General features: G+C 54.4%; 15 protein-coding genes and 5 tRNA genes. 14 read left to right on the forward strand and 6 right to left on the reverse strand.

Annotation, left to right across the window (positions count from 1 at the left end):
- The first annotated feature begins 50 nt into the window (after positions 1-50).
- Positions 51-236, forward strand: coding sequence for a hypothetical protein (locus tag QKW35_RS05440; RefSeq protein WP_282351316.1), 186 nt, complete (start codon positions 51-53; stop codon positions 234-236).
- A 108-nt stretch (positions 237-344) separates the two neighbouring features.
- Here the strand turns inward: QKW35_RS05440 and QKW35_RS05445 are convergent, their stop codons facing one another.
- Positions 345-695: a RidA family protein gene (locus QKW35_RS05445; RefSeq protein WP_282351317.1), complete on the reverse strand. Its 351-nt coding sequence runs from the start codon at positions 693-695 to the stop codon at positions 345-347.
- Positions 696-1,067: 372 nt separating this feature from the next.
- Between QKW35_RS05445 and QKW35_RS05450 the strand changes: the two genes are divergently transcribed.
- Complete coding sequence (locus QKW35_RS05450) at positions 1,068-1,253, forward strand: hypothetical protein (protein ID WP_282351318.1); 186 nt, start codon at positions 1,068-1,070, stop codon at positions 1,251-1,253.
- A 50-nt stretch (positions 1,254-1,303) separates the two neighbouring features.
- On the forward strand, positions 1,304-1,555 hold the full coding sequence (locus QKW35_RS05455; RefSeq protein ID WP_282351320.1) for a TIGR02647 family protein: 252 nt from the start codon (positions 1,304-1,306) through the stop codon (positions 1,553-1,555).
- Positions 1,556-1,627: 72 nt separating this feature from the next.
- Here the strand turns inward: QKW35_RS05455 and QKW35_RS05460 are convergent, their stop codons facing one another.
- The 5 genes from QKW35_RS05460 to hemA all read right to left on the reverse strand — a co-directional run bounded on the left by QKW35_RS05460 (position 1,628) and on the right by hemA (position 6,168).
- Positions 1,628-2,059, reverse strand: a complete 432-nt coding sequence (locus tag QKW35_RS05460; protein WP_345774480.1) for a CoA-binding protein — start codon at positions 2,057-2,059, stop codon at positions 1,628-1,630.
- Positions 2,052-2,813, reverse strand: a complete 762-nt coding sequence (locus tag QKW35_RS05465; RefSeq protein ID WP_282351470.1) for a molybdopterin-synthase adenylyltransferase MoeB — start codon at positions 2,811-2,813, stop codon at positions 2,052-2,054. The genes QKW35_RS05460 and QKW35_RS05465 overlap by 8 nt, the downstream gene beginning before the upstream one ends.
- Positions 2,803-3,651, reverse strand: a complete 849-nt coding sequence (gene prmC, locus QKW35_RS05470) for a peptide chain release factor N(5)-glutamine methyltransferase (RefSeq protein ID WP_282351321.1) — start codon at positions 3,649-3,651, stop codon at positions 2,803-2,805. Before prmC ends, QKW35_RS05465 begins: the two co-directional genes overlap by 11 nt.
- A gap of 157 nt (positions 3,652-3,808) precedes the next feature.
- Positions 3,809-4,894 (reverse strand): peptide chain release factor 1, encoded by a 1,086-nt coding sequence (prfA, locus tag QKW35_RS05475; RefSeq protein ID WP_282351322.1) that lies wholly within the window; start codon positions 4,892-4,894, stop codon positions 3,809-3,811.
- Positions 4,894-6,168: a glutamyl-tRNA reductase gene (gene hemA / locus QKW35_RS05480; RefSeq protein ID WP_282351323.1), complete on the reverse strand. Its 1,275-nt coding sequence runs from the start codon at positions 6,166-6,168 to the stop codon at positions 4,894-4,896. The genes prfA and hemA overlap by 1 nt, the downstream gene beginning before the upstream one ends.
- A 273-nt stretch (positions 6,169-6,441) precedes the next feature.
- On the opposite strand from hemA, the gene QKW35_RS05485 reads away from it, so the two are divergent.
- The 11 genes from QKW35_RS05485 to QKW35_RS05535 all read left to right on the forward strand — a co-directional run bounded on the left by QKW35_RS05485 (position 6,442) and on the right by QKW35_RS05535 (position 12,957).
- Complete coding sequence (locus QKW35_RS05485) at positions 6,442-8,136, forward strand: tetratricopeptide repeat protein (RefSeq protein ID WP_282351325.1); 1,695 nt, start codon at positions 6,442-6,444, stop codon at positions 8,134-8,136.
- Positions 8,137-8,138: 2 nt separating this feature from the next.
- A complete protein-coding gene (gene lolB, locus QKW35_RS05490) occupies positions 8,139-8,738 on the forward strand; it encodes a lipoprotein insertase outer membrane protein LolB (RefSeq protein ID WP_282351327.1) in 600 nt (199 codons plus the stop codon).
- A gap of 87 nt (positions 8,739-8,825) precedes the next feature.
- Positions 8,826-8,900 (forward strand) — tRNA-Gln (locus QKW35_RS05495).
- A gap of 64 nt (positions 8,901-8,964) precedes the next feature.
- Complete coding sequence (locus tag QKW35_RS05500) at positions 8,965-9,906, forward strand: ribose-phosphate pyrophosphokinase (protein ID WP_282351329.1); 942 nt, start codon at positions 8,965-8,967, stop codon at positions 9,904-9,906.
- A 119-nt stretch (positions 9,907-10,025) separates the two neighbouring features.
- On the forward strand, positions 10,026-10,625 hold the full coding sequence (locus QKW35_RS05505; RefSeq protein WP_282351331.1) for a 50S ribosomal protein L25/general stress protein Ctc: 600 nt from the start codon (positions 10,026-10,028) through the stop codon (positions 10,623-10,625).
- A gap of 32 nt (positions 10,626-10,657) precedes the next feature.
- Complete coding sequence (gene pth, locus QKW35_RS05510) at positions 10,658-11,245, forward strand: aminoacyl-tRNA hydrolase (RefSeq protein WP_282351333.1); 588 nt, start codon at positions 10,658-10,660, stop codon at positions 11,243-11,245.
- Between the two features lie 14 nt (positions 11,246-11,259).
- A complete protein-coding gene (gene ychF / locus QKW35_RS05515) occupies positions 11,260-12,351 on the forward strand; it encodes a redox-regulated ATPase YchF (protein ID WP_282351334.1) in 1,092 nt (363 codons plus the stop codon).
- Positions 12,352-12,580: 229 nt separating this feature from the next.
- A tRNA-Met gene (locus QKW35_RS05520) sits at positions 12,581-12,657 on the forward strand.
- Between the two features lie 17 nt (positions 12,658-12,674).
- Positions 12,675-12,749 (forward strand) — tRNA-Gln (locus QKW35_RS05525).
- An 8-nt stretch (positions 12,750-12,757) separates the two neighbouring features.
- Positions 12,758-12,834 (forward strand) — tRNA-Met (locus tag QKW35_RS05530).
- A 48-nt stretch (positions 12,835-12,882) separates the two neighbouring features.
- Positions 12,883-12,957, forward strand: a tRNA-Gln gene (locus tag QKW35_RS05535).
- Positions 12,958-13,115: the final 158 nt, after the last annotated feature.

The raw sequence follows: 13,115 nt of genomic DNA on the forward strand, positions 1-13,115 counted from the left end.
GAAATCTGCTCGAACACCGATAACAACAAGACGCGAAGAGGATTAAGAAGATGGAGCATCAGGCCGTTCAGAATAATTCACCGCAGTTGCAAGGTGCGGATCAGCCGCGCATTCGCAGGGAAGAGATCATACAGGAACTGCGCCGTCAGGCTGCCGTACTGAGGGATGAAGGAGAAACTGCCGCGGATTTCTGGCTGGCAGAGCAGTACGAAACAACAGCAGATTTGCTGAATTAACAGCCGGAGAATCCCGGCTTAAGAGAGAACGATCAGCTGCTCTGGGGAAGGTGCGAATTTTCCCGTAAGCCCCGCAGGGCAGCTGATCTTGCCTTTACCGCCAGAAAATTACTTCTGCGCAGCAATCACAGACACTTCCACCAGCAGCTCTGGACGTGCCATACGTGCTTCAACACACGCACGTGCAGGCGCGAAACCTTCCGGTACCCATGCATCCCATACTTCGTTCATTGCCGCAAAGTCTTTCATATCACGGATGTAAACAGTCGCGGAAAGGATATTTTCGCGGTCGCTGCCCGCCTGCTCCAGCAGCGCGTCCACTTTGTCCAGCATGGTCTGAGTCTGCTCTTTGATGCCTGCAGATGCATCCGCAGCCACCTGACCACACAGGTATACGGTGTTGTTGTGAATAACAATACGGCTCATGCGCTGGCCGGTTTCCATACGAGTGATGCTCATGGGGTGACCTCCGGATCAAAAAATAGGATAAGAATTTTTAGCAATAATAGCCCGCTTAGGCAGAGATAAGTCAGCGTTTTGCTGCGCTTATTCGGTGGAAAGCTTCGTATTTCAGATAACAGCAGAAAGATTTCCTACGCAACTGAAGTTCACCCTATCCACATGAGTTTTAAACATGCTGCAGTAGCACATCAAACCAAAGTTGACTGGTCGCCCGGGAACATCTGTCCGATAGTGGCTAGACACAACAAACAGGCCGGACAATGCATCCGGCCTCGCACATGTTCTTGCTGATGAAGTCTGTACTGTTCCTACACCCTGTGAATGCAACGTACCAACAGGCACTCTCAGAACAATAAAAGGAGTCCAATTATGGATTTCAAAGCCGTCGCTGAAGCTACGAACAATCCACATATTGTCAAACAGCATACTAAAGGTGCTAGAGTAGAGAAGGTCATTCGTATTATTCGCAAGGATAGCGTGCACATCGCCTCCTCCGAGCACACATCTGCTCAACCAAATCCGGAGTCTGTGCACCACGCGTCTGACCTGTTGTGATGTGTCCAAGAGCCGGAACTACTTTCCGGCCTGACAGAAGGAACCAACAGATGCCGTACAACCAGTCTCTACTTGATGAACTGAACCTGCTCAGCCAATTTTCTCTGGAATCGACCCAGAGTGGCATTAAAGTCCACCATACGGCAGCGCAGGAGATGATTGATGCTGCGAAACGCCTGCATGACAAGGGCCTGATCACCCAGGACGACGGTGGTTATCTGACACCACTGGGTCGGGATGCACTGGAGCACAGTGAAGCGTTGATCATGATCCTGACGACCGAAAGCCGCCAACCAATTTAAGGTTGTGCTACTAAGGAAAAAGCCACCGCTTCAGGTGGCTTTTTTGTATTCGGGAAATTGTGAACCCATCGATCAGAGACCCAAGCGCGGAATCTCGATCTTCGGGCAGCGGTCCATAACTACATCCAGACCTGCCTCACGCGCCCGGGCGGCCCCAGCTTCATTGATCACATCCAGTTGCAACCAGACCGCTTTGGCACCTACGATGATCGCTTCATCGATCACCGCACCCGCCGCTTCGGAGTTACGGAACACATCCACCATATCAATCGGCTTGTCGATCTCCGCCAGGGAGCCCACCACTGTCTGCCCGAGGATCTCGTGGCCCTTCTGCACCGGGTTCACCGGAATCACCTCATAGCCACGCTGCAGTAAGTAGTTCATCACACGATAACTGGCGCGTTCCGGTTTCGGGCTGGCCCCCACCAGGGCAATGACTTTGCTCTCGTTCAGCACCTTAACCACGGTTTCATCGATGCTGGACAACAGTTCCGTTTCACTCATCTGCGTTCCCTTCTGAACATATAGGACAGGCTTTGTCCTTACGCAGTTTAAGGGAGCGCCACTCCATGGTGCGACCGTCCAATAGTAGCAACTTGCCCACCAGCGGCTCGCCAATATTCGCAAGCACCTTCAGGGCTTCCATCGCCTGCACAGCACCGACGATACCCACCAACGGCGCCAATACACCGGACTCGGAGCAGGTCAGGTTTTCATCATCGCCCTGCTTGTACAGGCACTGGTAGCAGGGGGAATCCTCTTGCCGTGGATCGTACACAGCCACCTGCCCTTCAATGCGAATGGCCGCACCCGACACCAACGGTTTCTTGTGTTTCACACAGGCTTCATTGACAGCAAAGCGGGTGGTGAAGTTATCGGTGCAATCAACCACCAGATCCACCTCGGCCACCAGCGCATCCATCTCCTCGCCGGACAGGCGCTGATTGACAGTACGGATACACACATCCGGATTCAGTGCATTCAGTGTTGCTTTGGCTGACTCCACTTTCGGCTCGCCGATACGGTCAGTGGTATGCGCTATCTGTCGCTGCAGGTTGGAGAGGTCAACTTCATCATCATCCACCAGCACCAGCTCACCCACCCCGGCAGCAGCCAGGTACATCGCCACAGGACTGCCCAGACCACCTACCCCCAGCACCAGTACGGAGGCGTTCAGCCAGGCTTCCTGCCCATCGATCTCAACTTCGGGCAACATAATCTGGCGGCTGTACCGCAGTAACTGTTCATCACTCAGCATTGTCTTCACTACCTCTCCAACAGCCCAGGGTCACACGGTCACGCGCACCCAGGTCCTGTATGGTTTCTACATTCGTATATCCAAGCCGTTGTAACAGCTCGCGGGACACGGGTCCTTGATCATAGCCATGCTCAAACAGCAGCCAACCGCCGGTGTTCAAAAACGTGCGTGCAGTGTCGGCTATCTGTTCAATATCCGCCATCCCCTGATTATCGGCAATCAGCGCACTGAGCGGCTCAAACCGCACGTCGCCCTGCTGCAGGTGCGGATCTTCGGGATCGATATAGGGCGGATTGCTTACGATCATATCGAACGTGCCCTGCAGTGGCTCAAACCAGCTTCCCTGCACAAACTCTGCGTTGCTGATCTCCAGGCGCTGGCGATTACGCTCTGCCAGTTGTACCGCAGCATCAACACGATCACAGCCTACTACGTGCCAACGTCTGCGCTCTGATGCCAGCGACAGCGCGATCGCGCCTGTTCCGGTACCCAGGTCCGCCACCCGGTACGGTCCCTCCGCCAGCTTATCCAGCGCCACTTCCACCAGAGTTTCGGTCTCAGGCCGGGGAATCAGCGTATCGGGGGTAACCTCCAGATCCAGTGTCCAGAACGCCTGTGAACCGATCAGGTGCGCAACCGGCTCACCCAATAAACGCCGCTGCAGGAGTACCTTATAGGCATCAACCTGCTCAGCGGACAACTCCCGATCAGACCAGGTAAACAGATAACTGCGAGGTTGCTCTATTACATGACAGAGCAGCAGCTCAGCGTCCAGACGGGAGGAATCGCTCACCTCTTGCAAACGCGCATGCTGCGCCACGGCTTGTTCAATGTTCATGTGCTACCCGCAGGATTGTACAACGGCTTTCATACTACTCTGACGCCTCGGGCCGCAGAAGTCGACCAACGAGCGAGTTATTGCCGTTTTTGATTAAGACAAAAAAGCCCCGGTACTCCACAGCATCGGGGCCTTTCAGCAGTTCTTCGTAAACAGGTCAGGTGTCGGACAACGCGCCCAGCTGCTCTGCCTGATATTCGTTCATCAGGGGATCCACCACGTGACCCAGCTCACCCGACATCACTTCCTGCAGCTTGTACAGGGTCAGGTTGATTCGGTGATCCGTCACACGGCCCTGTGGATAGTTATAGGTCCGGATACGTTCGGAACGGTCCCCGCTGCCCACCAGGCTCTTACGGGTGCTCGCCTGCTCGGCTGCATGACGTTCCATCTCCGCCGCCTGCAGACGGGACGCCAGTAACGACATCGCTTTGGCACGGTTCTTATGCTGGGAGCGCTCTTCCTGACACTCTACCACCACGCCGGTTGGAATGTGCGTAATACGGATCGCCGAGTCGGTCTTGTTGACGTGCTGACCACCGGCACCGGAGGCGCGGAAGGTATCCACACGCAGATCCGCCTTGTTGATCTCGATCGCTTCCACCTCGTCCATCTCCGGCATCACCGCCACGGTGCACGCAGAAGTATGGATACGGCCCTGGGACTCGGTTTCCGGTACACGCTGTACACGATGGGCGCCGGACTCGAATTTCAGGCGGGAGAACACATCGGTGCCCACTACGCGGCTGATCAGTTCTTTATAACCACCGTGCTCACCTTCGTTGGCGCTGACCACTTCCACTTTCCAGCCCATACTTTCGGCATAGCGCGAGTACATGCGGAACAGGTCACCGGAGAAGATCGCCGCCTCATCACCGCCGGTTCCGGCACGGATCTCCAGGAAGACGTTACGGGAATCGTTCGGGTCTTTTGGCAACAGCAGGATCTGCAGCTCAACTTCCAGCGACTCAATACGCGCCTTGGCATCGGACAACTCATCCTTTGCCATCTCGCGCATATCGGGATCATCGTCCTTCAGCATCGCCTCAGCCTCTTCCAGATCGGAGAGCGCCTCGTTGTAAGCTGCAAAGCTTTTTACTACCGGCTCCAGCTCCGCGTACTCCTTGGAGTAGTCACGGAACAGATTCTGATCGGAAATAACATCCGCATCAGACATCAGCGCAGCGAGTTCTTCGTAGCGATCGCTGAGCTTTTCTAATTTCGCAAGAATGGATTCTTTCATTATTGGGTATCGTTCTGATCCGATTCGGAGAGCTGATACAGCTCCTGCACCATCGACAGCACTTCAGTGCGGCCTTCGGCACTGGCTTTACGCATCTGAATAGTAGGCTGGTGCAACATTTTATTGGTTAGACCACGGGCCAGCTGAGTTAGCACCTCTTCCGCGTCTTTGCCGTTACGCAACTGACGCATCGCTTTTTCCAGCTCCTGATCACGGGTCTGCTCCGCCTGGCTGCGCAAGGCGGTCAGGGTATCCACCGCCAGCAGAGAGCGCAGCTGGCGCATAAACTCATGGGCACCCGCTTCGATGATCTCTTCCGCCTCACGGGCGGCATGTTCTCGGCTGCGCTGGTTCTCTTCAATCACCTCTTTCAGGTCGTCGACAGTGTACAGATACACATCGTCCAGATCGGCAACCTGTGGTTCGATATCACGGGGTACGGCGATATCTACCATAAAGATCGGTTCGTGCTTACGCTTCTTCAGCGCCGCTTCCACCGCGCCCTTACCCAGAATCGGCAACTGACTGGCCGTGGAGGCGATCACGATATCCGCATCGCTGAGCGCCCCGGGAATATCACCCAGCAGAATCGCCTTGCCGTTGAACTCTTCCGCCAACGACAGCGCACGATTCAGGGTACGGTTGGCCACCGTAATATCCTGCACACCCGCCTGCGCCAGGTGACGCGCCACCAACTCGATGGTTTCACCGGCACCGATTAGCAGCGCACGGCTACTGCTCAAGTCAGAGAAGATGTGTTGCGCTAGGCTCACCGCAGCATAGGCGACAGACACCGGGTTCTCTCCGATCGCGGTATCGGTACGGACCTGTTTGGCCACTGAGAAAGTCTGCTGAAACAGACGTCCCAGTTCCGCGCCTACGTGCCCCTCGTCCTGCGAGAGCGCAAACGAGGACTTCAGCTGCCCCAGGATCTGTGGTTCACCCAGCACCAGGGAATCCAGGCCACTGGCCACGCGCATCATATGGCGGGCGGCGTCTTCCCCCCAATGCGCATAGGAACACTGCTGCAACTGGTCGGGGTCCAGGTCATGGAAACGCCCCAGCCATTCAAGCAGGGCACGGGTACCTTCAAGTTCGGTGGTGCAGTAAAGTTCGGTGCGGTTGCAGGTGGAGAGAATCGCCACCTCTTTCAGAGAGGCAGACACGCGTGCGTCAGACAACGCGTCCGTCAGCTGCTCGGGAGTAAACGCAACACGTTCCCTCACCGATACCGGAGCGGTTTTATGGTTAATACCTAACGCCAATAAAGCCATAACGCCCAAAAACTACCTCTGCAAAAGACGAATACAGTCCAGTGATTTAAATCAAGCGCGCTATGATACAACGCTTTGTGCAAAAGGTTAAAAATCCGCTCCGCTAATTCGCTGATCTGGCACCATACTTTCGTACGTAAAGGCGCAAAAGGCAGCGCAAAAGCGATTCTGAACCAAGCAGCCCGGATGCAGTCCACAGTCTGGTAGACTGACATTCACCTCCAGATTCATCTATAGTGACCTGAAAACACAGGGACGCCGGCTCATCATCACATGAAAATACGCCTCTACGCTTTAATCACTGCCGCCCTACTCTCCGGCTGCAGCATGCAGAACACCCGAGAACAGGATGCCTACGTTGTGCGGCCGCCGACCTACACACCGGGCGAGTTCAACCGCGAGTCGATCTATGAACTGCTGGTTGCCGAACTGGCAGGCCAACAGGGTCAGTTTGACCTTGCCCTGAATAACTACATCAAGCAGGCGCGCCTGAACCGTGATCCGGCGATTGCCGAGCGCGCTACCCGCGTCGCACAATACCTGCGCAACGTGGAAGGCATCACCGAAGCTGCAGGCCTCTGGATCGAGACCGATCCGGAAAATGCCGAGCCCTACCAGATCTCCGCCAGTATTCTGCTTCACCAGAAACGTTATGAAGAGGCGATGCCACTGGTCGAGCGAGCGCTGGAATTCGACCGCCCCCGCATGCTGGCGGTGATCCGCGGACAGATTCCCGAAATGCCCAACGAGGTCATCAACGGTTACATCAACCTGTTCACCCAGCTACTGGACAAAGAAGCGAACCAAACCGACGTGCTGGTCACCCTGGGACTTCTCTATAAACAGCAGGACAACTTCGATGCAGCGCTGGCTACCTACGAAACCGCCTTGGCGCTTGACGCCCGCAGCGCCGATGCGATTGCCCAGAAAGCAGAACTGTTACGGCTGCGCGGTCAGTTTACTCAAGCCCTGAAGACACTGGCTCCAGCACTGAAGGCCCAGCCTGACAATCAGTCGCTGATGATTCTAAACACCCAGTTGCTGTTCCAGTCTGGCCAGGTTGATAAAGGTGTTGCGCAGGCTCAAGAGATCCTGGCGATCAACAACAAGGACTACCAGCTCAAGCTCTACCTCGCGCTGTTGCTGCTGGAAAACAACCGCAGTGACGACGCGCAAATATTGCTGAACGAACTGCTGAAGCAGAACAGCAACGATACCCGCCCCCACTTCTATCTGGGCGCCATTGCACAGCAGAAGGGAGAGATCGAACAGGCGATTGATCATTTCCTCGAAGTGGACGATCCCTCCACCGCTTTTCAGGCAATTGGCCGTGTATCCGCGCTACTTGACTCGCCAGAAGACCGTGAGCGCCTCACCGGCATCATCGGTGACCTGCGTAAAACCCGCCCCGACCTGGCTACCCAGCTTTACACAATGGAAGCGGAATGGCTGAACCTGCACAACTTTACCGATGACGCACTGGTTGTACTGGAAGAGGCGCTGGCACGTTACAACGATGACGTAAACCTTTTATACACCCGCGCCATGATGCTGGAAGGCATAGACTTTGCCCGTGCCGAAGAGGACTTACGCAAGATCCTGGAGATCGAGCCCGACAGTTCACTGGCCATGAATGCCTTGGGTTATACCTTGACGATCCACACGACGCGTTACGAGGAAGCCTATGAGCTGATTGCCCAAGCCATGCAGATCCGCCCGGACGATCCGGCGATCGTTGACTCCATGGGCTGGGTGTTGTTTAAACTGCAGCGCTACGAAGAATCGATTCGGTATCTGCAACGCGCCTACAACGAGATCAAGGATGGCGAGGTGATTGGCCACCTGATTCAGGCATACTGGGCAAATGGCGATAAGCAGAAAGCTCGTGCCTTGCTGGACGAAGCCCTGGCGAAAGACCCGGATAACAGCCACTTGCAGGAAGCCGCGCAGGCGATCGGAGCCCAGTAACAATGTCACTGTTACGTCTCTCTGCATTAAGCCTGTTGATCGCACTCTCCGGCTGTAGCGTCCTGAACGTGCAGCAACCGGTTCAGATCCCGGCAGGCAGCTGGGCAGAATACCAACTGGAAATGGCCGCCATCACCGACTGGGAGCTCAGTGGCAAAATTGGCATCCGCACGCCGGATGACAGCCAGTCTGCCAACCTGTACTGGCAGCAACTGGATCAGCGATACGCCATCGAAATGACCGGGCCGCTTGGTCAGGGCGGTGCGCGCATTGTCGGCCAACCCGGTGATGTAAAAATCAGCATTGCAGGTGAAGGCGATTTCCAGGCCAGCTCGCCTGAGGCGTTAATGCACGACACCCTGGGCTGGGCCGTACCGGTACAACAGATTCAGTGGTGGGTGCGCGGCCTGCCGTCACCGGATTCCGCTTTCCAGTATCAGTTAAACAACAATCGCTTATCCCAGTTGCAACAGGATGGCTGGCAGGTAAACTATCTACGTTACAGTCAGCACGACAGATACACATTGCCGGGTAAAATCCGGCTGAGCAGGGACGCACTCAGTATCACGTTAATTATCAATGAATGGACAGCACTGAGATAGCTGTTTCGGTGTTGACTTTCGTCAGCGCTTCTTAGAGAATGTGCGCCTCTTTAAACGGGAGGCCGAATCCTCCATACAGGAGAATACTGGGGTATCGCCAAGCGGTAAGGCACGGGATTCTGATTCCCGCATGCGGAGGTTCGAATCCTCCTACCCCAGCCAATTGCTCATGACCGGTTCCCTTTCTGACATAAATTCCGATCCAATTACCGAAAAGGTGCACGTTGTGTCCAAGATGATGGTCTTTACCGGGAATGCTAACCCGGAACTGGCTCGCAAAGTTGTTGAGCGTCTGGATATTCCCATGGGTAAAGCAAACGTTGGCCGGTTCAGCGACGGTGAAGTAACCGTCGAGATCCAGGAAAACGTGCGTGGCAAGGATGTATTTGTAATCCAGTCCACCTGTGCGCCTACCAATGACAACCTGATGGAGCTGATTGTACTGGTTGACGCCCTGCGTCGTGCATCTGCTTCCCGCATCACTGCGGTTGTTCCTTACTTCGGATATGCCCGTCAGGACCGTCGCCCACGTTCTGCGCGTGTACCTATCACAGCTAAAGTGGTTGCCGACCTGATGTCCAACATCGGTATCGACCGCGTACTGACTGTTGATCTGCACGCTGACCAGATCCAGGGCTTCTTCTCTGTTCCTGTTGATAACGTATACGGCTCTCCGGTACTGCTGGACGACATCGTTGACCAGGAATACGAAAACGCAATGGTTGTATCTCCTGACGTAGGTGGCGTGGTACGCGCCCGTGCTGTTGCAAAACAGCTGGACTGCGATCTGGCGATCATCGACAAACGTCGTGAACGCGCAAACGAATCCCAGGTAATGAACATCATCGGTGATGTTCAGGACCGTACCTGCATCCTGGTCGACGACATGTGCGACACAGCAGGCACCCTATGCAAAGCTGCACAGGCACTGAAAGACAACGGCGCAGCACGCGTTGTAGCCTACGCTACCCACGCAGTCCTGTCCGGCCCGGCAATCAACAACATCCGCAACTCGGTGTTGGATGAGCTGGTTGTTTCCGACACCATCCCGCTGTCTGACGACGCACAGTCTTGCGACAAGATTCGTCAGCTGACTCTGGCTCCAATGCTGGCTGAAGCGGTACGTCGTGTCTGCAACGAAGAATCCATCAGCGCGATGTTCCGCTAAGCGACATCCGCTGAACGCCCTGCTCGCGAGAGCAGGGTTTAATAGCCCTCCGAGGCATCAATCAACTGCAAAGCTCTGGTCGCGGAGGTTTGCAGTTTTGTTTATTAAAGGTATTAAAAATGTCTGAATTTGTAATCAACGCTGTAGCGCGTGAAGACGAGGGGAAAGGTGCGAGCCGCCGCCTGCGTCGTGAAGGTCTGGTTCCTGGTATCGTTTACGGTGGTGACAAGCGCAAGAAGCCTGTAGCTATCTCCATCCCTAACAACGAACTGATCAAAGACATTCAGGACGAATCTTTCTTCTCTTCCATCCTGACCGTTATGCTGGACGGTAAAGAAGACAAGGTAATCATCAAAGACCTGCAGCGTCACCCAGCACGTCCAGAAGTTCTGCACGCAGACTTCCAGCGCGTGACTAAGACTACCAAGATCAAGATCACCGTTCCTCTGTCTTTCGTAAACTTCGAACAGTCTGCAGCCTCTAAAGGCGCGGCTAAGTTCGCAGTTGAGAAAAACACTGCAGAGATCCTGTGTCTGGCTGAAAACCTGCCAGAAGCTCTGACTGTAGATCTGTCTTCTGCTGAAGTTGGCCAGGTTCTTCACCTGTCTGACATCACTCTGCCAGAAGGTGTTGAGATCGTTGCACTGCGTCGCGGCGCAGACCACGACCAGGGTATCGGTTACGTTTACTCTCCACGTGGTGCTAAAGCAGGTAAGTAATTACTTCCCGCTTTAACGCATAAGGTACCGGCATGAACGACAAGATTCAGCTTATCGTTGGTCTGGGAAATCCCGGAGCACAATACGCAAATACCCGTCACAATGCCGGTGCCGAGTTTGTTGAGCAGCTCGCTGCTCAACAACTCACCTCCTTGCAGCCCGAAAAGAAGTACCACGGGCTCTACGCAAAAGTTCATATCGATGGCCAGCCGGTTCACCTGCTGGTACCCACTACATTTATGAACTTGAGCGGCCAGTCGGTTTCATCCCTGGCAAACTTCTTCAAAATCCCCCCTGAATCCATTTTGGTTGCTCACGACGAGCTGGATATGCCTCCGGGTGTCGCTCGTTTCAAGAAAGGGGGTGGTCACGGTGGCCACAATGGCCTACGCGATATCATCAGCAAAATGGGCAACAACAAGAATTTTTACCGCCTGCGCATAGGTATCGGCCATCCCGGCCACGCCAGCCAGGTGTCCGGCTTTGTCCTGAGCAAAGCACCGGTCAGTGAACGCCAGGCAACTGATGCCGCCATTCACGAATCGATCCGCTATCTGCCTGAAGCCATCAAAGGCGACTGGGCAAAAGCGATGAATCAACTCCACAGTTTCAAAGGTTAACGGTAGGACTCACCATGGGTTTTAAATGCGGTATCGTCGGTCTGCCTAACGTCGGCAAATCCACCCTGTTCAACGCTCTGACTAAAGCAGGCATCGCGGCTGAAAACTACGCGTTCTGTACCATCGAGCCAAATGCCGGTGTTGTACCAATGCCTGATCCTCGCCTGGACAAACTGGCCGAGATCGTGAAGCCAGAGAAAACCATCCCAACCACCATGGAGTTTGTGGATATCGCCGGCCTGGTTGCAGGTGCATCCAAAGGTGAAGGCCTGGGTAACAAGTTCCTGGCAAACATCCGCGAAACCGATGCGATCGCTCACGTAGTACGCTGCTTCGAAGATGAAGATGTACAGCACGTTCACAACCGTATCCACCCGCTGGAAGATATCGACATCATCAACACCGAGCTGGCACTGGCAGACCTTGAGTCTGTTGAGAAGCAGCTGCAGCGCGTTCTGCGTGTTGCCAAAAGCGGCGACAAAGATGCGATCAAACAGAAAGAGATGCTGGAACGCCTGCAGGATCACCTGGGTGCAGGTAAACCGGTTCGCTCTCTGGAACTGAACGAAGACGAAGCCAAGGTTGTGAAGCAGTTCCACCTGCTGACCGTTAAGCCAACCATGTACATCGCCAACGTTGATGAAGATGGCTTCGAAGACAATCCACACCTGGACGCCGTACGCGAACTGGCTGAATCAGAAGGCGCCCAGATCGTTGCTATCTGCAACAAGCTGGAAGCCGAGATCGCCGAGCTGGATGATGAAGAGCGCGACGTTTTCCTGGAAGACTTAGGGATGGAAGAACCTGGTCTGGACCGCGTCATCCGTGCCGGCTACAACCTGCTGGGCCTGCAGACTTACTTCACCGCTGGCGTTAAGGAAGTCCGCGCCTGGACCGTTAAGGTCGGTGCGACCGCACCACAGGCAGCAGGCGTTATTCACACAGACTTCGAAAAGGGCTTTATCCGCGCCGAAGTAGTCTCCTACGATGACTTCGTTGAATACAGCGGCGAACAGGGCGCAAAAGAAGCTGGCCGCTGGCGCCTGGAAGGCAAAGACTACATCGTGAAAGACGGCGACGTGGTTCACTTCCGCTTCAACGTGTAAGCCCCTTTCCAAAGAAAAGCCGATCCCTCGTGATCGGCTTTTTTGTTTCTAGCTTTACCAACAACAGCGCCACAACTGCATACAAATCACCCAACACTGACGAACAAACAACCAGCCAAAATCGCTTTGCCTGAAGCTTCAAAAAAATCGCCGATTTTTTAGATTTTTTCGCAGACAAGCTGTTGACACATAAGCCAAAACAGAGAATAATTCGCGACCTCAACAGCACGGCAATATAGCTCAGTTGGTTAGAGCATCGCATTCATAATGCGAGGGTCGCAGGTTCGAGTCCCGCTATTGCCACCATGTTGAGATGAAAATGCAGGGGTATAGCCAAGCGGTAAGGCAACGGGTTTTGATCCCGTCATGCGTTGGTTCGAATCCAGCTACCCCTGCCACTTTTCGTGGCAATATAGCTCAGTTGGTTAGAGCATCGCATTCATAATGCGAGGGTCGCAGGTTCGAGTCCCGCTATTGCCACCATTTACTCTCATCGAGAGTTTGCATTTAAGCTCACTCGAGCGACATTGTTGGGGTATCGCCAAGCGGTAAGGCACGGGATTCTGATTCCCGCATGCGGAGGTTCGAATCCTCCTACCCCAGCCACTTCCTAAATACACCTCCCCCCACTTTTTTACAGTACTTTCCGTGAATTGATTGGCATCCGTTTCAAACTTTGTTTAATATCAATGCCTGATCATTTTTTGCCCTGACTTTTCCAATGAGTCTCGGTAGAATCCATGCGACTATACCAAGGACAGAAC

Origin of the sequence: Pontibacterium granulatum, assembly GCF_029961155.1 — a bacterium.
In the GTDB taxonomy this organism is placed as follows: Bacteria; Pseudomonadota; Gammaproteobacteria; order Pseudomonadales; family Balneatricaceae; genus Pontibacterium; species Pontibacterium granulatum.